Source organism: Achromobacter sp. FW305-C-28 (genome assembly GCF_058783235.1).
Genome location: NZ_JBYSYL010000003.1, coordinates 436,703 through 462,353 on the forward strand (window position 1 = coordinate 436,703; position 25,651 = coordinate 462,353).

Sequence of the window (25,651 nt, forward strand, 5' to 3'; positions counted from 1 at the left end):
CATCACGCCGCCCGGCGGCACCTGGAACCTTATGCTTGCGACCCTGAACGACTTGACGGCAGCCCTGAGCGACGGCCGCGCCACTTCCGTGCAACTGACCGAGGCCGCGCTGGCCCGCGCCGCCGATCCGGCGGGCGAGGGCGCGCGCGCCTTCACCCGCCTGTACGCCGAATCGGCCCTGGCCCAGGCCCGCGCGTCCGACACGTTGCGCGCCGCCGGCATCGTCCGCTCGGCCGTGGAAGGCCTGCCGATCAGCGTCAAGGACCTGTTCGACATCGAAGGGGAAACCACGATGGCAGGCTCGGTGGCGCGCGAAGGTGAACCGGCCGCCGATGCCAACGCCGAGGTCGTGCAGCGCCTGATCGCCGCGGGCGCCGTCATCATCGGCCGCACCAACATGACCGAATTCGCCTATTCGGGCCTGGGCATCAACCCGCACTACGGCACCCCGCTGAACCCCTGGGACCGCGCCACCGGCCGCATTCCTGGCGGTTCATCGTCGGGCGCGGCCGTGTCGGTGGCCGACGGCATGGCCGTGGCGGCCATCGGGTCGGACACGGGCGGCTCCGTGCGCATTCCGGCCGCGCTGTGCGGCCTGACCGGCTTCAAGCCCAGCGCCTGGCGCGTGTCGATGGAAGGCGTGCTGCCGCTGTCGGCCAACCTGGATTCCATCGGCCCCATTGCGGCCAGCGTACGCTGCTGCGCCGAGCTGGACGCCATCCTGTCGGGCGACGGCGGCCCCGTGCCCGAGGCGCTGCCGCTGCGTGGCCTGCGCCTGGCGGTGCCCAAGACGCTGGCGCTGGACGCCATGGACAAGCACGTGTCCGACACCTTCGCCCGTACCGTGGCCCGCCTGGTCGAGGCCGGCGCGCTGGTCGACGAGATCGCCATCCCCGAATTCGCCGAGCTGGCCAACATCAATGCCAAGGGCGGCTTCACGGCCGCCGAGGCCTGGGCCTGGCATCGCGGCCTGATCGAACGGGCCGGCAAGCGCTACGACCCCCGCGTGGTCTCGCGCATCCTGCGCGGCAAGGACATGAGCGCGGCCGACTACCTGGACCTGCTCGATGCGCGCGAAGCCTGGGTGGCCGCGGTGGACCGCCGCATCGCCGGCTACGACGCCCTGATCATGCCCACCACGCCCATCGTGGCTCCGCCCGTGGCCGACCTGGCCGCCTCGGACGAAGCCTATTACGCCGCCAACGGCCTGATCCTGCGCAATCCCACCCTGATCAATTTCCTGGATGGTTGCGCGCTGTCGCTGCCTTGCCACGCCGACGGCACGGCGCCGGTCGGCCTGATGATCGCCGGCAGCAATGGCGCCGACCGCCGCATCCTGGCCATCGGCCTGGCGGTCGAAGACCTGCTGGCCGGGCGTTGAGGCCGCGGCGGGGCCATGGCGGCCCCGCCAACGGCTGGACACGCGCTGGGATACGCGGCAAGCTGGCTGCATGATCGACCTGCGCAATATCGAGACGTTTTTCTGGGTGGCCACGCTGGGCGGTTTCCGCGCGGCCGCCGAAAAGCTCAATGCCACCCAGCCGGCCATATCCCAGCGCATCGCGTCGCTGGAATCCGATCTGGGCATCCGCCTGTTCGACCGTGACGTGCGCGGCATCAAGCTCACCGGCAAGGGGCGCGAACTGCTGTCGCACGCCGAACGCATGCTGCAGCTGCGGCGCGACATGCAGGAAGCCGCCCGCGCCCAGAGCATCATGAGCGGCACGCTGCGCCTGGGCGTGTCCGAGACCATCGTGCACACCTGGCTGCCCACCCTGATGGAGTACCTGCACGACGCCTATCCGGCGCTGATGGTCGAAATCCAGGTGGACACCACCACCATGCTCAAGACCCAGCTGGCCTCGCGCCAGATCGACCTGGCGTTCCTGCTGGGCCCCATGGAAGAGCCGCGGGTCGAGAACCTGTACTTGTGCAATTACCCGCTCAGCTGGGTCGCCAGCCCCAAGCTGAAAGTGGGGCGCCTGCCCATCAGCCTGAAGCGATTGGCGCAATGGCCCGTCATCACGTATTCATCGACTACCGACCCGCACCGCGCGGTACGCCAGCTGATGCTTCAAGCCGGGGTGGAGTCGCCCCGCATGTACGGCAGTTCGGCCCTGAGCGTGATCGTGCGGATGGCGCTGGACGGCATCGGCACGGCCGTCATCGCGCCGGTGATCCTGCAGAAAGAACTGGTGCAAGGTGAATTGCGGCTGCTGGACGTCAAGGCGCCGGCCTTGCCGCCGCTGCACTACACCGCCTGCTGGATGCAGGGGCCGGACAGCCAGGTGCCGCGCGCGGTCGCCGAAGCCGCGCAGCAGATTGCGCGCGAAGAGGCGCTGCGCCATCCGGCAAAACCCTGATAAGGAATTTTGATCGGGGTCTATCGCAACATGTGATTAGACGCTGGCGCCGAGTTCCTGTGCAATGTCCCCATACCAATACTGACGCAAGGGGAATAGACATGGCATTCGATTCGGCGGCCCGCAACAGCATCGAACTGGCGCGCCGCGCCCGGCTCGACGCCCGCAGCGGCAAACTGACCGGGCCCACCGCGAACCTCGCGCCGGGTCACGTGCAGGCCAACCTGGCGATCCTGCCGCGTGCGCTGGCGGCCGATTTCCTGCATTTCTGCCAACGTAATCCCAAGCCTTGCCCCTTGCTGGCCATGTCCGGGCCTGGCGACCCCGCCTTGCCCGAATTGGGCCACGACATCGACATCCGTACCGACATCCCGCGCTACCGCGTCTGGCAGAACGGCGAACTGGTGGCCGAGCCCACCGATGTGCGCGACATCTGGCGCGACGATCTGGTGTCGTTCCTCATTGGCTGTTCGTTCTCGTTCGAAGAGGCAATGCTGGACAACGGCCTGCCCGTGCGCCACATCGAACAGGGCTGCAACGTGCCGATGTACCGCACCAATATCCCGACGCAGGCGGCCGGCGCCTTTGGCGGCCCGCTGGTGGTTTCGATGCGCCCGCTCAAGGCCGCCGACGCCATTCGCGCTATCCAGGTGACTTCACGTTTTCCCTCGGTACACGGCGCGCCGGTGCACATCGGCGATCCCGAGTTGATCGGGATTGCCGACATCAACCGGCCGGATTATGGTGACGCGGTAGACGTGCGTCCGGGCGAACTGCCCGTATTCTGGGCTTGCGGCGTGACACCGCAATCGGTCGTGGCCGCCGTGCGCCCCGAATTCTGCATCACCCACGCGCCGGGCCACATGCTGGTCACCGACCTGATCAACAGCCGCATGGCCATCCTGTAGGCGCAGGCCGGCCAGGCATTGCTCAGTATTCCGTCAGCACAAACGCGCTAGAAACAGGGTCACCGACAGGAATCTTCACCTTCACGCACGAGTCAGCAGTCCGCATCACAGGCGCCCGCCAGCCGGGCGCGCCAAGCAGCTTTGGTTTTGCCTCCAGAACGATCCATTAAAGGACAAGGGGAAAAGGCGACAGAAGTTCAGGGCCCACCGCCTTCCGGCATGCCGGAGGGTGGCGGGTTGCCGCAAGCCCGGAACCGCCGGGCCCGGGGCCGCGGGCCCCGCACATTGCATTGCTTTCACAGTGGAATTTTTCCAGGAGTCTGGTAATGAAGATGAAGCTCATTGCGGGTGTCGCCGCGAGTCTGGCGATGTTGGCGGCAGCGCCGCTTGCCGCCCAGGCGCAGGTCAAGACCGTCAAGATCGGCGCGATCTATCCCTTGTCCGGCGCGCTGGCGTCCACCGGCGCCGAGATCAAGGCCGCGGTGGAGTTGGCCGTGGATATCATCAATAACCCGCATCCCGAGCTCGAGGGCATTCCGCTGGCCGCGGGCGCCGGCCTGCCGGCGTTGGGCGGGGCCAAGATCGAAGTGGTGTTCGGCGATTCGCAGGGCAAGCCCGAAGTGGGCCTGGCCGATGCGCAGCGCCTGATCGACCAGGAAAAAGTGGTGGCCCTGACCGGCGCCTACCAATCCGCCGTGACCAAAACCGCCAGCCGCATCGCCGAGCAGCGCGGCATTCCCTACCTGAACGGTGAATCCAGCAGCCCGGACCTGACCGAACGCGGCTACAAGTGGTTCTTCCGCACCTCGCCCAACGACGATACCTTCGTCGAAAACATGATGCAGTTCCTGGACACCATCAAGGGCACGCCGACGGCCAAGATCGCCGTGGTGTACGAGAACACCGACTTCGGCGTCAACACCTACAAGGCCGTCGAAAAGTTCGCCAAGCAGTACAAGCGCGAAGTGGTGGCGAATATCGCCTATAGCGCCGGTTCGGCCTCGGTGACGGCCGAAGTGCAGAAGCTGGCCGCGGCCAAGGCCGACGTGGCGATCTTCGCCAGCTACACGTCGGACGCCATGCTGTTCGTGCGCACCATGCGCGAAAGCAAGTACGCGCCGCCCGTGTTGCTGGCCAACGACGCCGGCTTCATCGATTCGCGCTTCGTGCAGGAAGTGGGCCCGCAGGTGCAGGGCGTGCTGACGCGCGACGTGTGGGGCAACGACGTTGCCGCCGCCAAGGCCGGGCTGAAGAAGATCAACGACATGTACAAGGCCAAGACCGGCAAGGACCTGAATGGCAACAACGCCCGTTCGATGCAGGGCGTGCTGGTGCTGGCCGACGCCATCAACCGCGCCGGTTCCACCGATCCGGAAGCGATCCGCAAGGCGCTGGCAGCCACCGACCTGGGCGAGGCGCAAGTGGCCATGCCCTGGGCCGGCGTGAAGTTCGACGACAAGGGCCAGAACACCAAGGGTTCGGGCCTGATCCTGGAACTGAAGGGCGCGTCTTACCAGACGGTCTGGCCGGAAAAGTACCGCACCGACAAGACGCTGCCCACGCTGCCGTTCTCCTGGAAGTAATCATCAGCCGTGGCGGGCCGCGGGGGCCCGCCACAGGAGCAACTCCATGTTTGAAGCTCTCTCGGCAGGCCTGTTCAACGGCCTGATCTATGCCGCGGTAGCGGTGGGGCTGGCGCTGATCTGGGGCATCACCGACGTCATCAACTTCGCCCATGGCGAATTTCTGATGCTCGGCATGTATGCCGCCTATTGGCTCTATACCCTGGGGCATATCGACCCCACGCTATCCGCGCCGCTGGTGGCCATCATCCTCGCCTTCGTCGGTTTCCTGACCTATGCGCTGATCATCAAGCGCTTGCAGAAAGGCCCGGCCATGGCGGTCATCCTGGCCACCTTCGGGCTGGGCCTGGTGCTGCGCCAGCTGGCCTTCATCGCCTTCAGCCCCGACTACCGCAGCCTGCCCGACACGATGGTGTCCGGCAGCGTGACGCTGGCGGGCATCTCGCTGGGCCGTCCGCAAGTGGTGACCGGCCTGATCGCGCTGGTGGTGATCGCGGCCCTGTTCATTCTGGTGTATCGCACCCGCTGGGGCCATGCCCTGCAGGCGGTCGCCGAAGACCGCCAGGTGGCGGCGCTGGTGGGCATTTCACCGGACCGGGTCAACGCCCAGGTCTGGATGCTGGGCAGCGCCGCGGTGGGTCTTGCCGGCGCGCTGCTGACCACCTTCTTCTATGTGTTTCCGTCGGTGGGCACGGTGTTCGGCCTGCTGGCCTTCGTGGCGGTGTGCATGGGCGGCTTCGGTTCGCTGCCGGGCGCGTTCATCGCGGGCATCCTGATCGGCATCATCGAGGCAATGACGGGCTACTTCGTGGCGCCCGCCTTGAAGACCGTCAGCGTGTTCATCCTGTTCATTCTGGTTCTCTGGTACCGGCCGCGCGGCCTGTTCGGGCGGTGGTGACATGACGACGACACAGAAAATCGATGGCGCGTCCTCGGGCGTGCCGAAATGGCCGGTAGCCGTGGCCCTGGGCGTGGCGGTCCTGCTGGCGGCGGTGCCGCTGGCGGTGACCGACTCGTTCACCTTGCAGGTGCTGCTGCTGGCCATCATGTTCGGCGCGCTGGGTGCGTGCTGGAACCTGGTGGGCGGCTTCCTGGGGCGAATTTCCTTTGGCCATAGCGTGTTCGTGGGCGTGGGTGGCTACACCACCTTGCTGCTGCTGCACCACCTGAAGCTCACGCCGCTCCTGGGCATCCCGCTGGGCGGCTTGATCAGCGCCGCGTTGGCCTGGCTGGTGGGCGGGCCGACCTTGCGCCTGTCCGGCCACTATTTCGCCATGGCCACCATCGCGCTCTTGCAGATCGGCTTGCTGTTGCTGATCAACTGGGAATGGGCGGGCGGCGCCGTCGGGCTGGAAGCGCCCATCGGCGATGCGGCCTGGATGCTGCTGTTTCGCAGCAAGGTGCCGTACTACTGGATCGCGGTGGGACTGGCGTTCCTGACGTTCTGCGCCACGTACTTCCTGGTGCATTCCAAGACAGGCTTCTATTGGCGCGCGATCAACGGCGACGAAGCCGCCTCGCGCAGCCTGGGCGTGCCGGCCGACCGCTACAAGATGCTGGCGTTCGTGCTGTCGGCGGGCATGACCGGGGTCTGGGGCGGTTTCTTCGCGATGTATGTGGGCTTCATCGATCCGGAATCGATGTTCAGCCTGACCATGTCGGTGCAGGTGGTGCTGGTGGCCATCCTGGGCGGCGTGGGCACGCTGGTCGGCCCGTGGCTGGGCGCGGCGGTGCTGTTGCCGTTGTCGGAAGGCACGCGCGTGCTGTGGGGCAGTTCGGGCCTGGGCCTGGACCTGCTGATTTTCGGGCTGGCGATTCTGCTCGTCACCCTGTTCCTGCCAGGCGGTCTGGTGACATTGAGGAGGCGCCGTGGCTCTGCTGGACGTTAAGGACCTGACCAAGCGCTTCGGCGGCCTGGTCGCCAACAAGGATATCTCGCTGTCCGTCGAGGCGGGCGAGATCGTGGCCATCATCGGTCCCAATGGGGCGGGCAAGAGCACGTTGTTCAACGGCCTGGTGGGCCATCACGAGCCCACCTCCGGCACGGTGACATTCGGGGGCGAATCGATGATCGGCCGCCGTCCGGAACAGGTCGCCGCGATGGGCCTGGTACGCACGTACCAGATCCCGCGCAGCTTCGGCCAGATGACGGTGCTGGAGAACGCCATGGTCGGCGCCTTGCTGCGCCATCCCCGGCTGCCCGATGCGCGCCGTGCGTCCGCCAAGGTGCTGGAGCTGGTTGGCCTGGCCGACCGCGCCAACACGCTGGCCGCCGAACTGAACGTGGCCGGGCAGAAGCGGGTCGAGCTGGCACGCGCGCTGGCGACCGAGCCGCGCATGTTGCTGCTGGATGAAGTGGCCGGCGGCCTGAATCCGGCCGAGGCCATCGCGCTGGCCGAGATCCTGCGCGGCATTCATGCCGCGGGCGTCACGCTGATCATCGTCGAGCACGTGCTGGAAGTGGTGATGCGGTTGGCCCAGCGGGTGCTGGTGCTGAACTTCGGCCAGATGATTGCCGAAGGCGCGCCGCAGGACATCGTGCGCAATCCCGCCGTGATCGAAGCCTATCTGGGGAGAAAGCACCGTGCCTGAAGTGATGTTGAAGGTAGAGAACCTGAGCGTGGCCTATGGCGGCGTGCAGGCCGTGCGCGGCGTGTCCCTGGAAGTGCGCCCGGGCGAGATCGCCGCGCTGCTGGGCGCCAACGGCGCGGGCAAGTCCAGCACCTTGCTGGCCATCATCGGCTCGGTCAAGCCCAAGGAAGGCCGGGTGGTCTTCGAAGGGCGCGACATCACGGGCACCCCGCCGGACCAGTTGGTCAAGCAGGGCATCGCGATGATTCCGGAAGGCGCGCGGGTATTTGCGCGCCAACCGGTCGAGCAGAACCTGCGGCTGGGGGCCTACACGGTACGCGACGAACGCATCTACCAGGAGCGGCTGGAGAAGGTCTACGCCTTGTTCCCGCGCCTGAAGGAGCGGCGCGAGCAATTGGCGGGCACCATGTCCGGCGGCGAACGGCAGATGCTGGCCATCGGCCGCGCGCTGATGAGCGGCCCGCGATTGCTGCTGATCGACGAGCCCAGCCTGGGCCTGTCGCCCTTGCTGGTCGAGCAGGTCTTCGACGCCCTGGCCGCGTTGAATCGCGACGACGGCCTGTCGGTGCTGCTGGTCGAGCAGAACATGGCGCAGGCGCTGGAAGTGGCGGCGCGCGCCTACGTGATGCAAAGCGCGCGCATCGCGCTGTCGGGCGACGCGGCCGAGTTGGCGGCGTCGGACGAGGTGCGCCGCGCGTATCTGGGGATGTAGCCGGGGCTCCAACCCGGAACTTGGCCCGCCAACCTGGCCCCAGACGAAAAAAAGCCCATCGCTCGCGCGATGGGCTTTTCACTATGCGGCCGGGGGCAGGCCTTGAGTCCGATGAAGGACTTAGAAAATGTGGCGGATGCCCACGCCCGCGCCGATCTGGCTGGTGCGGCCGGCGATTTCGCCGGTGACGGCATCGTTGACCTTGTTGTAGTCGACGGTGCCGTACACCTGGGTGCGCTTGGACAGCGAGTACTCGGCCACGGCCACCAGGGCGTAGCGCTTGCCCTTGTCGCCGTCTTCGACCACGTTCTTGCTTTGGTCGTAGTAGGCGGCGCCGGTGATGGCCCAGCGCGGGGTCGCTTGCCAGGTCACGCCGGCGAAGTAGCCGTTGTCCTTGCGGTCGAGCTGGGCGGTGGTGGTGCCACCCATGACGGCGTTGACCCAACCGGTCTGGTCACGGCCGTTGAAGTAGCCGGCGAAGATCTTGGCGCTTTCGAACTGGTACGAGGCGCTCAGGTTCCAGACTTGCTGGCGCAGGTCGGAATCGGTGCCTTGGTACGTCTTCATGAACGCGCCGCCCAGGCCGAGCTGGCCGGCGGTGTAGCGCAGGCTGATGCCCATTTGCTGGCCAGCCTTCTTGTCGTCCCAACGGTCGCCGTTGGCCCACGACGCGATGACGTTCAGGTCGCCGAGCGTGTTCGAGTAGCGCACAGTGTTGTTGTTGCGCACGCGACCCATGGCGGCGGGCAGCCACGAGTTTTCGTTGTAGTTACCGACGGTCAGCGGATCGAAGTAGTCCGCCATCAGGTCCTGGATCACCGTGTTTTGCAGACCCAGGGTCAGCGCGCCGATCTTGCCGCCGTCCAGGCCGACGTAGGCCAGGCGGTTGAAGGTCTTGCTGGTGTCGGAACCGCGACCGTTCTGCACGTTGAAGCCTTGCTCCAGGCGGAAGAAGGCGCGGTTGCCGTCGCCCAGGTCTTCCGAGCCGCGCAGGCCCCAGCGGCTGTTCGAGATAGCGCCGTTTTCCATCGAGATGCGGCTGCCGTCCACGCCGGTCGAACCGGAGCTGGTGTTGACGTAGCGCATGCTGACGTCGGCGATACCGTACAGGGTCACGCTGGTTTCCGCCGAAGCGGCGCCGGCGGCAAGGCCGAGGCCGGCTGCAGCGAGAGAGAGGGTGATGCGTTTCACGAAGGCTTCTCCTAGATGTTTCTGTTCTTAGCGTGAGCCGGGCTTGTGACTCGGCGGGTCGCGCCTGGCGGTTCGCCTGGAGCTGGGCCGTCGCACCGACGCCAGGGTTGGCGCGGGTCCGGAGCGTTGGCCGTTTGTGCGTTCATGCGCCATCTTGGTGCGCAACCAGAACGCCACGGGGATTCTAAAAAAGTTACGGGTTGTGTTGTTGTTTTATCTTTTTGGCGTTTTCCCTGGGTTTACAGAATTCCAAAAAAGACGATTGTTGAAACAATCCTGTGATTGTCCCAAAAAAACCCCGTTGCAAGAACGGGGTTTTGGGTGGATGCGGAGTCGCTTACAGCGTCATGTGCAAAGGCAGCCATGTGGCGATGCCCGGGATGGCATAGAGCAGCAGCACGGCCAGGATCATCAGGAAGAACATCGGCAGCGAGGCGCGCGCGATATAGGGCAGTTCGCGTCCGCTCATGCCGGACAGCACGAACAGGTTGAAGCCCACCGGTGGGGTGATCTGTGCCATTTCCACAACGAAAACGATGAAGATGCCGAACCAGATCAGGTCGATGCCGGCGGCCTGCACCGTGGGCAGCAGCACGCCCATCGTCAGCACGACAATCGAAATGCCGTCCAGGAAGCAGCCCAGGACGATGAAGAACACCATCAGCGCCATGATCAGCCCGAACTGCGACAGGCCCAGTGCGCCGATCCATTCGGCCAGCGCCCGTGGCAGGCCGATATAACCCATGGCCAGCGTCAGGAACTGCGCACCGGCCAGGATCAGCGCGATCATGCAGTACAGCCGGGTGGCGCCCAGCAGCGATTGCATGAAGGTGCCGCGGTTCAGCGACCCCTGCAAGGCCGACAGGATCAGCGCGCCCACCACGCCCACCGCCGCGGCCTCGGTGGCCGTGGCGATGCCGGTGTAGATCGAGCCGAGCACGGCGCCGATCAAGAGCATCACGGGAATCAGGTGGCGCGAGCGCGACAGCTTTTCCATGAACGTCAGGCCGGGGTCGGCCGCCGGCACCTGGCCAGGATTGCGGATCGCCCACCAGGCGATGTAGCCCATGAACAACAGGGCCAGCAAGATGCCCGGCACGATGCCCGCGATGAACAGCTTGGCGATGGACACGTCCGCCGCCACGCCATAGACGATCATGATGATCGAGGGCGGGATCAGCAGGCCCAGTGTGCCCGCGCCCGACAGCGTGCCCAGGATCTTCTCCTCGGGGTAGCCGCGGCGGGTCAGCTCGGGAATGGTCATCTTGCCGACCGTGGCGCAGGTGGCGGCCGACGACCCCGATACCGCCGCGAAGATCGCGCAGCCGATGACGTTGGTGTGCAGCAGCCGGCCGGGCAGGCGGTTCAGCCACGGCGCCAGGCCCTTGAACAGGTCTTCGGACAGTCGGGTGCGGAACAGGATTTCACCCATCCACAGGAACAGGGGCAGGGCGGTCAGGGTCCAGCTGGACGAGGCGCCCCAGATGGTGACGGCCATCGCGTCGCCGGCAGGACGGCTGGAGAAGATCTCCATGCCGATCCAGGCGGTGCCCGCCAGCGTCAGGCCGACCCAGACGCCGCAGCCCAGCAGCGCAAAGATCGAGACGACCAATAAGGTAATGACGAGAAGTTCATTCATGGGTTTGCTGCGAAGTGGCGGCGGCCAGGCCGCGTGAACGGCGAACCAGCTCATCGAGCAGGGCGACCAGGAACAGCACCGTGCCCACGGCCATGCTCAGCTGCGGAATCCACAGCGGCGTGGCGTCGTTGGACGTGGAAATGTCGTTGAATTGCCACGAGTCGTAGGCCAGCTTGATGCTGAAGAAGGCGAACGCGGCGGCCAGCAGGCAGCCCATCGCCAGCGCGAAAATGTCCAGGCGGCGGCTGCCGGCGGGCGACAGCGAATTGAGCAGCAGCGTGACGCGGATGTGTTCGCCGTGCTTGAACGTGCTGGCCAGCGCCAGGAAACCGGCGGCGGCCATGAAATACCCGGCATAGGCATCCGTGCCGGGTATGTTCAGGCCGAGCTGGCGCGCGACGATCGCGGCCAGCACCGACACCAGCACGCCGATCGTGCACAGGCCGGCCAACAGGCCGGCCGCGCCGTAAAGACCATCTAGAAAGCGGCGCATGGTGTCGATTACTGCTTCTTGTAGGCGTCGATCATGGCCTGGCCGTCCGCGCCCGCCTTCTTGAGCCAGTCGTCAAGCATGCGCTTGCCGATGACCGACAGGCCTTCCTTGAGCTCGACCGTCGGCTTGATGGTTTCCATGCCGTTCTTGGCCAGCTCTTCCTGGTACCACTTGTTCTTTTCCTGCGACAGCTTCCAGCCGCGTTCCTCGGCCTGCGCACCGGCCTTCTTCAGGGCTTCCTGCGTGGCCGGGTCCAGCGCCTCGAAGGCCTTCTTGTTCACGATCACGGCATTCTTGGGCAGCCAGGCCTGGGTGTCGTAGAACTTCTTGATGTACTCGTACGTTTTGGTGTCGTAGCCGGTCGAGGCCGAGGACATGTACGAGTCGATCACGCCGGTGGCCAGGGCCTGTGCCAGTTCGGCTTGCTGCACGGTCACGGGCTGGGCGCCGACCAGTTCGGCGATCTTGGCCGTCACCGGGCTGTAGGCGCGCCACTTCAGGCCCTTCATGTCGCTGATCTGCTTGATGTCCTTGTTGGCGAAGATGCCCTGGGGCGGCCATGCCACGGCGTACAGCAGCGTCATGCCCTGCGAGTTCAGCTTCTTTTCAAGAAACGGCTTCTGCGCCTGGTACAGCTTGAAGGACGCGTCGTAGCCAGTGGCCAGGAAGGGCAGGCCGTCCAGTTCGTAGATCGGGTCTTCGTTGGCGAAGTTGGTCAGGAGAATCTCGCCGATCTGCGCCTGGTTGCCTTGCACGGCGCGCTTGATTTCCGGCGCCTTGTACAGCGAGGCGTTGTTGTGCAGCGTGATCTTCAGCTTGCCTTCGGACAGCGTGTCCACGTCCTTGATGAAGCCGGTCAGGTTCTCGACGTGGAAGTTGCTGGCCGGGTAGGCGCTGGGCAGGTCCCATTTGGTTTGAGCCTGTGCGCCCGCGCTGAACGCCAGGAGGATGCTGCCGGTCAGCAGCGAGATTTTCTTGAACATGGGGTGGTCCTTCTTTGCGAATGGTGGCAAGTCGGTGCTTGCCCGGTAGGCATTGCGAAAAAAGAGCGAGCGCTTATGACGCGTTGCTGAAAAGCCGTGCCATTCTATGTTGCCGTGCAGTCACAAAGTTCCTGTAAACACGCATTTACGGGTAATTCCTAGGCCGGCCGCGCCACAATGATTGAAGATTCAAGCATTGCGGGCGCGGTCATGCCGCAGCGCGTCGCAAGGTCTGTTTTTCTTCTAAGATTCCAACGTCGAATCGTGCCGCAGAGGCTTGTGTGAATTTCGTTTTCCGTCGTGATGAGTTGCTGGTCGAAGAAGCGTCCAGCGTGTTGCCCGACCTGGACGCCTGTGTCCGCGCGGGCGTGGCGGCCGAGGGGCTGCAACCGGTCTGGGCCGCGCCGGATTCGCCGGCCCGCACCATCCATGTCGAGCCGGGCGTCGAGCCCCCGCTCGGCTTTGCCTTCAAGAAGCTGCGCTCGCTGTTTGGCGTGTTCGACGACGAACGCATGGCGCTGGCCGGCCGTGCCTACCAGATCGCGGAATGGGCGCGCACGCACCGTTTCTGTGGCGCCTGCGGCACCGCCACGGTGCGCGTGGCCGGCGAGTTCTGCCAGCGTTGCCCGGCCTGCGGCTTTTCGGCCTATCCGCGCATTTCTCCCGCGATGATGGTGCTGATCCGCAAGGGCGACAGCATCCTGCTGGCCCGTCACACCACCAACGCGGCGTCGCGCTATACGGCGCTGGCTGGCTTCGTCGAGCCGGGCGAAAGCATCGAGCAGACGGTGCATCGCGAGGTCTTCGAAGAAGTGGGCCTGAAGGTCGGCAACCTGAAGTACTTCGGCAGCCAGTCCTGGCCGTTTCCGCATTCGCTGATGGTGGCCTACACCGCCGACTACGTGTCCGGAGACATCCGGGTGCAGGAAGACGAGATCGCCGACGCGCGCTGGTTCGGGCCGGGCGACCCGATGCCTGACATCGCGGCGCGCATCTCGATTGCCGGCTCGCTGATCCGTGCGCACTTGCCGGCCGGATGGGACGCGCCGTAGCGCGCTTGCAGGACAGGAAAGCGCGTCTGCACTGCGCTTTCCTCTCAGGGTATTCCCTCGAAACGAGGGATTTTTTGCGTCCCTGATTTATTTTTTATTGATGAAATATAGATAAATTATTAGTATTTCGCACAGATAAACTTGTAGCCTGGCCTCTATGACCTCCACGTTGATTGCCTCGTCGGCCCACTTGGCCGGGGGCAGCGCGCCCGATCTGTCCGAAGTCGAATTCGGCCTGATGATCGCCAGCCACGCCTTTGACCGCTGGACGGTGCGCTGCATGGCGGCGGCAGGCCTGCCGGACCTGACCCCTACCGACGTCATGGTGTTTCACCACGTGTTCCACCGCCAGCGTCCCAAGAAGCTGGCCGACATCTGCTTCACGCTCAACGTCGAAGACACGCACATCGTCAATTACGCGCTCAAGAAGCTGGACCGCCTGGGCGTGGTCAAGGGCGAGCGCGCCAGCAAGGAAGTGTTCTACAGCGTCACGCCCGAAGGCGCGGCCATCATCAAGCGCTACGGCGAAATCCGCGAGCAATGCCTCACCGCCGGTCTGGATGCGCCGGGCGGGGGCGGCCTGGAATTCAGCCGCCAGCTGGCGCACACCCTGCGCGCGCTGTCCGGCCTGTACGACCAGGCCGCACGCGCGGCGACCTCCCTATAACCGATACGCGGGGCCAGCCCCCGCACCTGCAACCCGCCGTGACGCCTGCGCCGCGGCGGCTTCCCGTACCCGAGGATACTTATGAAGTGGCAATTCTGGATTGATCGTGGGGGCACCTTCACCGACATCGTGGCGCGCCGCCCCGATGGCTCGACCACCACCGCGAAGATGCTGTCGGAAAATCCCGAGCAGTACCGCGACGCCGCCGTGGCGGGCATCCGCAAGCTGCTGGGCATCGCGCCCGGGCAGCCGGTGCCGACCGAGCAGGTCGAGTGCGTGAAGATGGGCACCACCGTGGCCACCAACGCCTTGCTCGAACGCAAGGGCGAACGCACGCTGCTGGTCACCACCCGCGGTTTCCGTGATGGCTTGCGGATTGCCTACCAGAACCGTCCGCGCCTGTTCGACCGCAACGTCGTGCTGCCGGAAATGCTGTACGAAAGCGTGGTCGAGGCCGACGAGCGCGTCGCCGCCGACGGCGAAGTGATCCGCGACCTGGACGAAGCCGGCCTGCGCCGCGACATGCAGGCCGCGTTCGACAGCGGCATCCGCGCCGTGGCGATCGTGTTCATGCACGCCTGGCACGCCGCCGGGCACGAGCAGCGCGCCGCCCGCATCGCCCGCGAAGTGGGCTTTACGCAGGTGTCGGCCTCGCACGAGGTCAGTCCGCTGATCAAGTACGTCTCGCGTGGCGACACCACCGTGGTCGACGCCTACCTGTCGCCCATACTCAAGCGCTACGTGGACCAGGTGGCCGGCGAATTGCCCGGCATCCGCCTGATGTTCATGCAGTCCAGCGGCGGCCTGACCGACGCGCATCGCTTCCGCGGCAAGGACGCGATTCTGTCGGGTCCTGCCGGCGGCATCGTCGGCATGGTTCGCACCAGCGAACAGGCCGGCTTCGACAAGATCATCGGCTTTGACATGGGCGGCACGTCCACCGACGTCTCGCACTACGCGGGCGAATTCGAACGCGAGTTCGAAACCCAGGTGGCCGGCGTGCGCATGCGCGCCCCGATGATGAGCATCCATACCGTGGCGGCCGGCGGCGGCTCGATCCTGCATTTCGACGGCGCGCGCCTGCGCGTCGGCCCGGATTCGGCGGGCGCCAACCCCGGCCCGGCCTGCTACCGCCGCGGCGGTCCGCTTGCCGTGACCGACTGCAACGTGCTGCTGGGCAAGATCCAGCCGGACTTCTTCCCCAAGGTGTTCGGCCCCGAGGCCAACGAACCGCTGGATCGCGACGCCGTGGCGCAACGCTTTGCCGCCATGGCCGACGAGGTGCGCGCGGCCACCGGGCGCGACATGTCGCCCGAGCAACTGGCCGAAGGCTTCCTGGAAATCGCCGTGGGCAACATGGCCGAGGCCATCAAGCGCATCTCGGTGCAGCGCGGCCACGACGTTACGGAATACGCCTTGACGGTGTTCGGCGGCGCGGGGGGGCAGCATGCCTGCCTGGTGGCCGACGCCCTGGGCATGACCACCGTGTTCGCGCATCCGCTGGGCGGCGTGCTGTCCGCCTACGGCATGGGCCTGGCCGACCAGACCGACATGCGCCAGAAAACGGTTGAAAAGGTGCTCGATGCCGACCTGATGCGTGAACTTGCAGGCGAACTGGACGCGTTGGCCAGCCAGGCCGTGGGTGAACTGCGCCGTCAGCACGTCGCCGACAGCGACATCAGCGTGCAGCGCCGCCTGCATCTGAAGTACCGCGGCACGGATACCGCGCTGGAAGTCGCCTATGGTGACCTGGAACAGGCACGCCGCGATTTCGAGGCCGCCTATCGCCAGCGTTATTCCTTCCTGATGCCCAACCGCGAGCTGGTGGTCGAGACCATTTCGGTCGAAGCCACGGGCGGCGGCGAACGCGTGACCGAAACGCCCGCGTCGCGCACCCGCGACAGCGCGCTGGCCGCGCGCCGCACGGTGCGGATGTACAGCGGCGGCGCCTGGCGCGACACGCCCCTGTACGTGCGTGAAGACATGGCGGGCGGCGACGTGGTGGCGGGCCCCGCCATCATCTCAGAGCCCAACCAGACCACGGTCGTCGAACCCGGCTGGCAGGCCGAGCTGACGGCGCAGGATCACTTCGTGATCCGCCGCGTCGAGGCCCGTCCGCAGCGCCGCGCCATCGGCACCCAGGCCGACCCGGTGATGCTGGAGGTCTTCAACAACCTCTTCATGTCGATCGCCGAGCAGATGGGCTACCGCCTGCAGAACACGGCGTACTCGGTCAACATCAAGGAACGCCTGGATTTCTCGTGCGCCATTTTCGACGCCAAGGCGCGCCTGATCGCCAATGCACCGCACATGCCGGTGCACCTGGGGTCCATGGGCGAATCGGTGCGCACGGTCATGAACGCCAACGCCGGCCGCATGCAGCCGGGCGACGCCTATGTGGTCAACGACCCGTACCACGGCGGCACCCACTTGCCGGACGTCACGGTCATTACCCCGGTGTTCGACCGCAAGGGCAGCGAGATCCTGTTCTACGTCGGTTCGCGCGGCCACCACGCCGACATCGGCGGCACCACGCCGGGCTCGATGCCGCCGGATTCCAAGACGGTGGAAGACGAAGGCGTGCTGTTCACGAACTTCCAGCTGGTCAAGGGCGGTGAATTCCGTGAACAGGCGGCGCGCGATATCCTGGGTTCGGGCCGCTGGCCGGCGCGCAACCCCGACCAGAACATCGCCGACATGCATGCGCAGATCGCCGCCAACGAAAAGGGCGTGCAGGAATTGCTGCGCATGTGCGACCACTTCGGGCTGGACGTGGTGCGGGCCTACATGGGCCACGTGCAGGACAACGCCGAAGAGGCCGTGCGCCGCGTGATTTCGGTGCTCAAGGACGGCAGCTACGAGTACCCGCTGGATAACGGCGCGGTGATCCGGGTGGCGGTGCGGGTGGACAACCAGGCGCGTAGCGCCGTGGTGGACTTCACCGGCACGTCGCCGCAACTGGACAACAACTTCAACGCGCCGGGTGCCATCGCCGTGGCGGCGGTGCTGTATGTGTTCCGCACCCTGGTCAACGACGACATCCCGCTGAACGACGGTTGCCTGGTGCCGCTGTCCATCATCCTGCCAGAAGGCTCGATGCTGCGTCCGAACCCTCCGGCTTCCGTGGTGGCGGGCAACGTCGAAACGTCCATGTGCATCGTCAACGCGCTGTACGGCGCGCTGGGCGTGCTGGCCTCCAGCCAGGGCACGATGAACAACTTCACCTTCGGCAACGCGCGCCACCAGTACTACGAGACCATCTCGGGCGGTACGGGCGCGGGCCCGGTGAAGATCGACGCCGCGGGTCCGCACGACGAAGGCTTTGCTGGCACGTCCGTGGTGCAGGCCCACATGACCAACTCGCGCCTGACGGACCCCGAAGTGCTGGAATTCCGTTTCCCGGTGCGGTTGGAATCGTACGAGATCCGCCATGGCTCGGGCGGGGCGGGGCGCTATCGCGGCGGCGACGGCGGCGTGCGCCGCATCCGCTTCCTGGAAGACATGACCGCGGCCATCCTGTCGAACAACCGCCGTTTCGCGCCGTTCGGCCTGGCGGGCGGACAACCCGCCGCCATGGGCCGCAACTACGTCGAGCGGCTGGATGGCTCGATCGAGGAACTGGGTCCGCAGGACAGCGCCCAGTTGCAACCGGGCGACGTGTTCGTGGTGGAAACGCCCGGGGGCGGCGGCTACGGCGCAGCCTGATCCCGCGGACGGTCGCCACCGTCGAGCGCGGCCCGTATCGCCAACGCGACAGGGGCCGCGACAGCCCGGTTCCGCTTATGCGGGATCGGGCTTTTTCTTGTCGTCGGGGTCCGTCATGACGTCCAGCGCGATATCGGCGCGCGCCTTGCGGTCGTAGACCCGCAGGGTCACTTCGTCGTCGCGGATCTCGAAAATGGCGGTGGCCAGGGTGTTTTCGTCGTCCGGATCGTCTTTGGCGGTGCGCAGGATGGGCAGGTCGCCGCTGGCGTCGTGCAGCGCCGCCAGCAGTTCGGCGCCGCCGGTGGCCGGCGACCAGCCATCCACAGTGCCTTCGATGCGGTTCTGGCGGGTGCGCGAGGAATTCGTGATGATTTGCGCCTGGCCCCGGGTTTCCTGGTGGATCATGTGGTTGGCATGCCCGTAGCGGGTGCCGATTTCCAGGAACGAGGCGCCGCCCGGCGCGACCTCGGCGCTGAAGATGCGCGGGTCGGCGGCCGACCCCAGCGTATGGTGAAAACCGCCCGAACGCGGGGCGTCGCGCAATAGCGCGATGGCCTCGTCCAGCGTGGTGCAATCGAGCACCGCCCGCGCCAGCAGCATGCGCGGCACGCCCGGGTGGCGCTGGCGCGTGCGCAGGTTGTTGATGGTCTGCACCAGGCCTGCGCGGTTGGCGGCAAAGGTGTGGCCGGGCAGCGAGCCGGGGTAATAGAAGCTGAGATAACCCGGCGCATCTTCCAGCGCCACGTCCACCAGGTGGCAGCGGCCATACAGATAGGGGTCGCCGTCTTCGTTGTGGCCGATCCAGCGGGTGCCGTCCGCGGCCTTCAGGGCCACTGACGTGCAGCCGTCGCCGGTGCTGCTGTGCAGCAGGTCGCCGCGGCAGTTCCAGAGCAGCACGTCGGCCAGCGGCATGCGCAGCCCCTCGGCCAGGCCTTCCAGTTCTTCCCAGATGGCCGGCAGGGCGTCACGCGCGAATTGGCCCAGCTGATCCAGGTAACGGTGGCCGCGCCAGGGCCGCAGGGCTTCCCACGTGCCGTTCTGCTCGAGGTAGGCCGCCATCAGCGGCCGGGCGAGCTTGCCCAGGGCGACGCCGACCTGGCGGCGATTGCCGGCGATGCGTACATATTTGTAGGGCATGGGGATTCTCCGGGTGTCATGCGGATTGTAATTTTTCTAAGCTCTCTGCGGTGGGGACGGATGCGTTAAGATTCGCCGTAAGTTGCTCCGGCGATCCCGGCGTGACCGGCATCATGTCCCAACTACAACCCCGGGTACCAATGGGTCCCCAAGAGGAGAGTTTCATGATTAAACGCAAAGTCGCCGCCGCCTTGGTCGGCCTGTCCATGGCCATGTTCGGCGCCGCTTCCGGCGCTTACGCCCAAGGCAAGGAATTGGTGGTGGCCACCGATACCGCCTTCGTCCCGTTCGAGTTCAAGCAGGGCAATACCTACGTCGGTTTCGACATCGACCTGTGGGCCGCCGTCGCCAAAGAGCTGAACCTGAAGTACAAGCTCCAGCCGATGGACTTCAACGGCATCATCCCGGGCCTGCAGACCAAGAACATCGACGCCGCGTTGGCCGGCATCACGATCCGCGACGACCGCAAGAAGGTCATCGACTTCTCCGATCCCTACTACGAAAGCGGTCTGGCCATCCTGGTCAGCGACAAGAACAGCGACATCAAGGACGCCAAGTCCCTGGCCGGCAAGACCGTTGCCGTCAAGACCGGCACCGCCACCGTCGACTACCTGAAAGCCCAGGTGCCGGACGCCAAGCTGAAACTGTTCCCCAACATCGATAACGCCTACCTCGAACTGGCCACCGGCCGCGTCGACGCCGCCGTGCACGACACGCCCAACGTCCAGTACTACGCCAACACGGCGGGCAAGGGCCGCGTCAAGGTGGTGGGTTCGCTCAAGAGCGGCGACTTCTACGGCATCGCTTTCCCCAAGGGCAGCGACCTCGTGCCGCAGGTGAACAAGGCGCTGGCCACCCTGAAGGCCAACGGCCAGTACGACGCCATCTACGAGAAGTGGTTCGGCAAGAAGCCCTGATCGTTCAAGCTTGATTGATTCTGCATTCGGGGCCGCCCGGCAGTCTGGGGCCTGGGCGCCACTTCGGTGGCGCCGGGTCCCGGCGGGCGGCCCCGAGCCGTTTGCCGCCCGGCATTTGCTTCATGCCGCGGCGCGGTTGCACGCTATTAAGGGGTAATTGTGGATTTTGACTGGAACGTAGTGACAGAGGCGTTGCCCAACCTGTGGGTGGGCACGCAAATGACCATCAAGATCACCTTCTGGGGCCTGTTCGGCGGCTTCCTGCTGGGCGCGCTATCCGGCGTGACGCGGGCCTACGGGCATCCCATCCTGTCGGGCATTGCGCAGGTGTACGTCGCGGTCATCCGCGGCACGCCGATCGTGGTGCAGGTGATGTTCATCTATTTCGCCTTGCCGCTGCTGGCCAATATCCGGGTGGATGCCGAGTGGGCGGCCATCGTCACGCTCATCATCAATTCCGGCGCCTATATCTCGGAAATCGTGCGCGGCTCGCTGCTGTCCGTGCACAAGGGCTTGAAAGAAGCCGGCCAGGCCATGGGCCTGCCGTTTCACAAGATCCTGTTCCACATCATCGGGCCGGTGGCGTTTCGTCGCATGATTCCGCCGCTGGGCAACCAGTGCATCATCAGCCTTAAGGATTCGTCGCTGTTCATCGTGATCGGCGTCGCGGAACTCACTCGCCAAGGCCAGGAAATCATGGCCGCCAACTTCCGCGCGGTCGAGATCTGGTCCGCGATTGCAATCGTCTACCTGATCCTGACGGGCACGATGGCGCTGGTCCTGCACCTGATTGAAAAGAGGATGCGCATACTATGAGCATGGTTGAATTTCATAACGTCACCAAGCACTTCGGCGAGTCCATGGTGCTCAACGACATCTCGCTCAATATCGATGCGGGCGAGGTCGTGGTGGTGGTGGGCCCGTCCGGGTCCGGCAAGTCCACCTTCCTGCGCTGTATCAACGTGCTCGAAACCATCAACGATGGCGACTTGCTGGTCGATGGCCTGAGCGTGCTGGGCGACGCCGCGCAGGTGCGCGAGATCCGCCGCGAAGCCGGCATGGTGTTCCAGCAGTTCAATTTGTTCCCGCAGATGACGGCGCTGCAGAACGTCATGTTCGGCCCGGTGCACACGCGCGGCCTGGCGCGTGACGAAGCCCGCGAACTGGCCGAGCAACTGCTGGCCAAGGTCGGGCTGGCCGAACGCATGAACCACTATCCGGGCGAATTGTCGGGCGGCCAGCAGCAACGCGTGGCCATCGCGCGGGCGCTGGCCATCAAGCCCAAGCTGATGCTGTTCGACGAGCCCACGTCGGCGCTCGATCCCGAGCTGCGCCACGAGGTGCTCAAGGTCATGCGCGACCTGGCCGAAGAAGGCATGACCATGGTCGTGGTAACCCACGAAATGGAGTTCGCGCGCAAGGTCGGCAGCCGCCTGATCTTCATCGACGCAGGCAAGATCGCGCACGACGGCCCGCCGGCCGAGCTGCTGGACAATCCGCCCAGCCAGCGCCTGAAAGACTTTCTTCAGCACGTGGCCTGAAGGGGCAGAAGCGCCGGACCTTGTCCGGCGCTTCTGTTTGTCGCGTCTTGGCTTGCTTCCGGTTCAACGGCCAGGCAAGGCCACCACTTCATCCGTGGTCATGATGTCGCCGAACGTGTCCGCCAGCGCGGCCAGCGTCGCGCGGTGCAATTCGGTGTGCGGTACGACGCCATGGGGCGTATCCAGGTCGCGGGTGGCGCAGGCGTCTGCGGCCACGATCACCTGGTAGCCCAGCGGCACCGCGTCGCGGGCGGCGCCTGCCACGCAGGCGTGCGTCATCAGGCCCGCGATCACCACCGTATCGATGCCGGCCGCCTTCAGGCGGCTATCCAGGTCCGTGCCCGGGAAGGCGCTCACCGCCGTCTTGCGCACCACTGTGTGCCCGGCGCCCGGTTGCAGTTCGGCGTGGAATGCTGCGCTGGCACCGTCCTCGAATAGCGGGCTGCCCGCCGGCAATACGTGCTGCACATGAATCACGGCCATGCCCGCCTGGTCGGCGTGGTCGACCAGCCGGCGCGCATTGCGCAGGGCGCGCAGCCCGTCCGGAATCGGCAGGCGGCCGCTGAAATATTCTTCCTGGAAATCGATCACCAGCAGTGCCGTGGTGGCGGGTGCCAGGGATTGGGGCGGCGTGGCGCCGGCCAGGGTGCGAATGGTGGGGTGATTCATGCTGTGCCTCCTAGGGAAAGTAGCCAGGCTCTTGAAGCCGGGCAGAAAAGGCGTTCAGTATCCGGCGCGGGCCTTGTGGGTAGAAGTGGCCCGAAAGCCAATATGCGCTAGGATTGGGCCATTCGAGTCTTTCGCGAGTCTTGCTCCATGCATACCGTGGCCGTGGTGGCCTTTGACGGCATCAGTCCCTTTCACCTTTCCGTGCCTTGCATGGTGTTCGGTGACGACCTGGCGCGGCTGGGCGCGCCGCGCTACCGCCTGCTGGTCTGTGGCGAGAAGGCGGGCAGGGTCAGCACGATGTCCGGCTTCGACATCGAGGTGCCGCATGATCTGTCGGTGCTGGCGCAGGCCGACACGGTGATCGTACCGGCCTGGCGCGATCCTGATGAACGTCCGCCTGAAGTCCTGCTGGATGCCCTGCGGGCGGCGCATGCGCGTGGCGCACGGATGGCGGGGCTGTGCCTGGGCACCTTCGTGCTGGCCGAAGCCGGGATGCTGGATGGCCGCCGCGCCGCCACCCATTGGGTCTGGGCCGCCGATTTCGTGGCGCGCTATCCCCGCGTCGAGCTGGACCAGGACGTGCTGTACGTGGACGATGGCGACATCCTGACGTCTGCCGGCACCGCGGCGGCCATCGACTGTTGCCTGCACCTCCTGCGCCGCGATCATGGCGCCGACATCGCCAACCGGGTCGCGCGCCGCATGGTGGTGGCGCCGCAGCGCCAGGGCGGCCAGGCGCAATACATCGAGCAGCCGCTGCCGGACAAGGCCGAAGGCGGCGACCGGCTGCGCGCTACGCTGGATTGGGCCATCGAACACTTGCAGGAACCCTTGTGCCTGGACCAACTGGCCGACCGCGCGAAGATGAGCCGCCGCAATTTCACCCGCCACTTCAAGGCGCAGACCGGCGCCACGGTGTCGCAGTGGCTGCTGAACCACCGGCTGGCGTCGGCGCAACGCCTGCTGGAAACCAGCGACCATGGCATCGACCGCATCGCGGGCATGGTGGGGGTGGGGTCGGCGGCGTCGCTACGGCAGCATTTCGCGGCCGCGTTCTCGGTGTCGCCCAGCGCGTATCGCAAGCAATTCAGGCGCGCCTGAACAAGGGCGACACACTCACGCGGTAGCCAGTGGGCAATTCAATGTGGGGGGGAGAGAACCGGCGCGGGTTGCCTCACCCGCGCCGGTGTGCGTCAGCCTTTCACGCGGACGATCTTCTGCACTTGCGGCACGTGGCGGATGGCGCGGATGACCTGAGCCAGGTGCTTGCGGCTGTCGACCTGGATGGTCAGGTGCAGGGATACCGTGGATACCGCGTCGTCGTGCATCGTGACGTGCATGATGTTGGCGTCGGCTGCGGTGACTTCCGCCGCCAGCCGCCCCAGCACGCCGCGTTCGTTGCGGGTGACGATGTCCAGGCGGGTTGCCAGGTGCTTGGCGGTGTGGGTATCCCACGCCACGTTGATCCAGCGTTCGGGTTCGCGCAGCCGCTGGCGCATGGCCACCGGGCAGTCGGCGGTATGCACCACCAGGCCGTGGCCCATGCGCATGCCGGCGATGATCGGGTCGCCGGGCAGGGGGCCGCAGCAGGGTGCCAGCTGCACCGCCTGGCCTTCGTTGCCCTGAATCAGGATGGGCGCGCTGCGGGCCGAGGTCAGTTCGTCCACCGCGGCCGCGGTGGTGGCCACCAATTGATGCTCGGGGGCGAAACGCCGCGCCACCACGGCGGCCAGGCGTTTGCCCAGCCCAATGTCGGCCAGGATTTCCTCGCGCGAACTGGCGCCGGTGCTGCGCGCCAGTTTCTGCCAGGCCGGATCGTCGGTGGCCGGCAGCGGCATGTGCAGTTCTTGCAGAGCCTGGCCCAGCAGACGCTCGCCGAAGGCCACGGATTCTTCGTACTTGACCGTGCGCAGGTAGTGGCGGATTTCGGAACGCGCGCGGCCGGTGCGCACGTAGTTCAGCCATTGGGCGTTGGGACGCGACGCGGGCGAGGTGACGATTTCGACGGTGTCGCCGCTGTTCAGCTCGGTGCGCAGCGGCACGAATTCGCCATTGACCTTGGCCGCCACGGCCTGGTTGCCGATGTCGGTATGGATGGCGTAGGCGAAGTCCACCGGCGTCGCGCCACGCGGCAGCGAGATGATCTTGCCACGCGGGGTGAACACATAGACTGCGTCGGGGAACAGGTCGACTTTGACGTGTTCGAGGAATTCGCCCGAATCGCCCGTTTGGCTTTGAATGTCCAGCAGCGACTGCAACCATTGGTGGGTGCGCTTTTGCAGGTCGTTCAGGGTCAGGTCGGCGCCCTTGTACAGCCAGTGCGAGGCCACGCCTTCTTCGGCCACGTGATGCATGTCGCGGGTGCGGAACTGGAATTCCACCGGCGTGCCGTAGGGGCCCACCAGCGTGGTGTGCAGCGACTGGTAGCCGTTGACCTTGGGAATCGCGATGTAGTCCTTGAACTTGCCGGGCACCGGGCGATACAGCTGGTGCAGCGTGCCCAGCGCCAGATAGCATTCGGGCAGCGTGTGCACGATGACCCGGAAGCCATAGATGTCGAGCACGTCGGAGAAGGACTTTTTCTGGTCGACCATTTTGCGATAGACGCCGTACAGCGTCTTTTCGCGGCCGGTGACCTCGGCTTCGATGCCAGCGGCCGGCAGCGCGGCGCGCACGGAATCGGCAATCTTGCCGATGACCTCGCGGCGGTTGCCGCGCGCGGCCAACACGGCCTTGTACAGCACCTGGTAGCGGTTGGGGTACATGGCCGCAAAGCACAGGTCCTGCAGTTCGCGGAACAGCAGGTTCAGGCCCAGCCGATGGGCGATGGGCGCGTAGATGTCCAGCGTTTCGCGGGCGATGCGGCGCCGCTTTTCAGGGTTGACCGCGTCCAGCGTGCGCATGTTGTGCAGGCGGTCGGCCAGCTTGATGAGAATGACGCGCACGTCGCGTGCCATCGCCAGCAGCATCTTGCGGAAACTTTCGGCCTGTTGTTCGGCCTTGGTGGCGAAGTCCAGGCGGTCGAGCTTGGACAGGCCATCGACCAGCTCGGCGACTTCAGGGCCGAATTTTTCGGCCAGCTCGTGCTTGGCGATGCCCTGGTCTTCCATCACGTCATGCAGCAGGGCAGCGGACAACGCGTTGACGTCGAGCTTCCAGCCTGCGCAGATTTCGGTGACGGCGATGGGGTGCGAGATGTAGGGCGAACCGCTGGCGCGGAACTGGCCCAGGTGTGCCTGGTCGGCGAAGCGATAGGCTTCGCGAACGCGTTCTACATCTTTCTTGTCGAGATAGCTGCCGATGATTTCGGTCAGCGGCGCCAGCGAAGCGACCGGCGAGGCGGTCGCGTCAGCCGCTTCTTGCGCGGCGACGGAGGCTGGCGTGGAAGGATTCTTGTCTTTCTTGCCCGTGCGGCGCCCAAGACGGGAACCGGCACGTAGCGCGGCAAGCAGACCAGATGAAGCGTACTTCAGCCCGGGAAAAGCCATGCTTGCCGCCC

Annotated in this window: 22 protein-coding genes; 15 read left to right on the plus strand and 7 right to left on the minus strand. The window is 65.8% G+C overall.

Features of this window, described 5'->3' with window-relative positions; genetic code table 11:
* Positions 1-31: 31 nt before the first annotated feature.
* From AC3WMR_RS10855 to AC3WMR_RS10890, 8 genes are all read left to right on the plus strand, one after another.
* Positions 32-1,381 (plus strand): amidase, encoded by a 1,350-nt coding sequence (locus AC3WMR_RS10855; RefSeq protein ID WP_492263099.1) that lies wholly within the window; start codon positions 32-34, stop codon positions 1,379-1,381.
* A gap of 70 nt (positions 1,382-1,451) precedes the next feature.
* Positions 1,452-2,363 carry a LysR family transcriptional regulator gene (locus tag AC3WMR_RS10860; protein WP_492263100.1) on the plus strand — a complete coding sequence of 304 codons (912 nt, stop codon included), beginning with the start codon at positions 1,452-1,454 and terminating at the stop codon, positions 2,361-2,363.
* Between the two features lie 101 nt (positions 2,364-2,464).
* Positions 2,465-3,271 (plus strand): putative hydro-lyase, encoded by an 807-nt coding sequence (locus tag AC3WMR_RS10865; RefSeq protein ID WP_492263101.1) that lies wholly within the window; start codon positions 2,465-2,467, stop codon positions 3,269-3,271.
* Positions 3,272-3,597: 326 nt separating this feature from the next.
* Positions 3,598-4,854 carry an ABC transporter substrate-binding protein gene (locus tag AC3WMR_RS10870; protein WP_492263102.1) on the plus strand — a complete coding sequence of 419 codons (1,257 nt, stop codon included), beginning with the start codon at positions 3,598-3,600 and terminating at the stop codon, positions 4,852-4,854.
* A 46-nt stretch (positions 4,855-4,900) separates the two neighbouring features.
* Positions 4,901-5,752 carry a branched-chain amino acid ABC transporter permease gene (locus AC3WMR_RS10875; protein ID WP_492263103.1) on the plus strand — a complete coding sequence of 284 codons (852 nt, stop codon included), beginning with the start codon at positions 4,901-4,903 and terminating at the stop codon, positions 5,750-5,752.
* 1 nt (position 5,753) lies between these two features.
* Positions 5,754-6,743, plus strand: a complete 990-nt coding sequence (locus AC3WMR_RS10880; RefSeq protein WP_175193741.1) for a branched-chain amino acid ABC transporter permease — start codon at positions 5,754-5,756, stop codon at positions 6,741-6,743.
* Positions 6,724-7,446, plus strand: a complete 723-nt coding sequence (locus AC3WMR_RS10885; RefSeq protein ID WP_199166736.1) for an ABC transporter ATP-binding protein — start codon at positions 6,724-6,726, stop codon at positions 7,444-7,446. Before AC3WMR_RS10880 ends, AC3WMR_RS10885 begins: the two co-directional genes overlap by 20 nt.
* 4 nt (positions 7,447-7,450) lie before the next feature.
* Positions 7,451-8,158 carry an ABC transporter ATP-binding protein gene (locus tag AC3WMR_RS10890; RefSeq protein ID WP_025136469.1) on the plus strand — a complete coding sequence of 236 codons (708 nt, stop codon included), beginning with the start codon at positions 7,451-7,453 and terminating at the stop codon, positions 8,156-8,158.
* Between the two features lie 120 nt (positions 8,159-8,278).
* On the opposite strand, the gene AC3WMR_RS10895 is transcribed toward AC3WMR_RS10890, so the two are convergent.
* The 4 genes from AC3WMR_RS10895 to AC3WMR_RS10910 form a co-directional block, all read right to left on the minus strand.
* Positions 8,279-9,349: a porin gene (locus AC3WMR_RS10895; RefSeq protein ID WP_263915583.1), complete on the minus strand. Its 1,071-nt coding sequence runs from the start codon at positions 9,347-9,349 to the stop codon at positions 8,279-8,281.
* Positions 9,350-9,686: 337 nt separating this feature from the next.
* Entirely contained in the window at positions 9,687-10,988 is a 1,302-nt protein-coding gene (locus tag AC3WMR_RS10900) for a TRAP transporter large permease (RefSeq protein ID WP_492263104.1), read from the minus strand.
* Positions 10,981-11,481, minus strand: a complete 501-nt coding sequence (locus AC3WMR_RS10905) for a TRAP transporter small permease (protein WP_492263105.1) — start codon at positions 11,479-11,481, stop codon at positions 10,981-10,983. Before AC3WMR_RS10905 ends, AC3WMR_RS10900 begins: the two co-directional genes overlap by 8 nt.
* A gap of 8 nt (positions 11,482-11,489) precedes the next feature.
* A complete protein-coding gene (locus AC3WMR_RS10910; protein WP_492263106.1) occupies positions 11,490-12,464 on the minus strand; it encodes a TRAP transporter substrate-binding protein in 975 nt (324 codons plus the stop codon).
* A gap of 281 nt (positions 12,465-12,745) precedes the next feature.
* Between AC3WMR_RS10910 and nudC the strand changes: the two genes are divergently transcribed.
* The 3 genes from nudC to AC3WMR_RS10925 all read left to right on the plus strand — a co-directional run bounded on the left by nudC (position 12,746) and on the right by AC3WMR_RS10925 (position 17,888).
* On the plus strand, positions 12,746-13,516 hold the full coding sequence (gene nudC, locus AC3WMR_RS10915; protein WP_492263107.1) for an NAD(+) diphosphatase: 771 nt from the start codon (positions 12,746-12,748) through the stop codon (positions 13,514-13,516).
* Positions 13,517-13,673: 157 nt separating this feature from the next.
* Positions 13,674-14,183 (plus strand): winged helix DNA-binding protein, encoded by a 510-nt coding sequence (locus AC3WMR_RS10920; RefSeq protein ID WP_006388202.1) that lies wholly within the window; start codon positions 13,674-13,676, stop codon positions 14,181-14,183.
* Positions 14,184-14,264: 81 nt separating this feature from the next.
* The gene (locus AC3WMR_RS10925; RefSeq protein ID WP_175193734.1) at positions 14,265-17,888 is read left to right on the plus strand and encodes a hydantoinase B/oxoprolinase family protein; all 3,624 of its coding nucleotides are present in this window, start codon (positions 14,265-14,267) and stop codon (positions 17,886-17,888) included.
* Positions 17,889-17,963: 75 nt separating this feature from the next.
* Here AC3WMR_RS10925 and AC3WMR_RS10930 read toward each other — a convergent pair whose 3' ends face one another.
* Positions 17,964-19,025, minus strand: a complete 1,062-nt coding sequence (locus AC3WMR_RS10930; protein WP_492263108.1) for a C45 family autoproteolytic acyltransferase/hydrolase — start codon at positions 19,023-19,025, stop codon at positions 17,964-17,966.
* A 164-nt stretch (positions 19,026-19,189) separates the two neighbouring features.
* Here AC3WMR_RS10930 and glnH point away from each other — a divergent pair, with 164 nt between their 5' ends.
* The 3 genes from glnH (at position 19,190) to glnQ (ending at position 21,483) form a co-directional block, all read left to right on the plus strand.
* Positions 19,190-19,942 (plus strand): glutamine ABC transporter substrate-binding protein GlnH, encoded by a 753-nt coding sequence (gene glnH / locus AC3WMR_RS10935; RefSeq protein ID WP_025136477.1) that lies wholly within the window; start codon positions 19,190-19,192, stop codon positions 19,940-19,942.
* Between the two features lie 159 nt (positions 19,943-20,101).
* Positions 20,102-20,758: a glutamine ABC transporter permease GlnP gene (gene glnP, locus AC3WMR_RS10940; protein ID WP_025136478.1), complete on the plus strand. Its 657-nt coding sequence runs from the start codon at positions 20,102-20,104 to the stop codon at positions 20,756-20,758.
* Positions 20,755-21,483, plus strand: coding sequence for a glutamine ABC transporter ATP-binding protein GlnQ (gene glnQ / locus AC3WMR_RS10945; RefSeq protein ID WP_492263109.1), 729 nt, complete (start codon positions 20,755-20,757; stop codon positions 21,481-21,483). The genes glnP and glnQ overlap by 4 nt, the downstream gene beginning before the upstream one ends.
* A 63-nt stretch (positions 21,484-21,546) precedes the next feature.
* On the opposite strand, the gene AC3WMR_RS10950 is transcribed toward glnQ, so the two are convergent.
* Positions 21,547-22,152, minus strand: a complete 606-nt coding sequence (locus tag AC3WMR_RS10950; RefSeq protein WP_492263110.1) for a cysteine hydrolase family protein — start codon at positions 22,150-22,152, stop codon at positions 21,547-21,549.
* A 147-nt stretch (positions 22,153-22,299) separates the two neighbouring features.
* On the opposite strand from AC3WMR_RS10950, the gene AC3WMR_RS10955 reads away from it, so the two are divergent.
* Positions 22,300-23,253, plus strand: a complete 954-nt coding sequence (locus AC3WMR_RS10955) for a GlxA family transcriptional regulator (protein WP_492263111.1) — start codon at positions 22,300-22,302, stop codon at positions 23,251-23,253.
* 92 nt (positions 23,254-23,345) lie between these two features.
* On the opposite strand, the gene AC3WMR_RS10960 is transcribed toward AC3WMR_RS10955, so the two are convergent.
* Positions 23,346-25,640, minus strand: a complete 2,295-nt coding sequence (locus AC3WMR_RS10960) for a RelA/SpoT family protein (protein WP_025136480.1) — start codon at positions 25,638-25,640, stop codon at positions 23,346-23,348.
* Between the last annotated feature and the right edge of the window lie 11 nt (positions 25,641-25,651).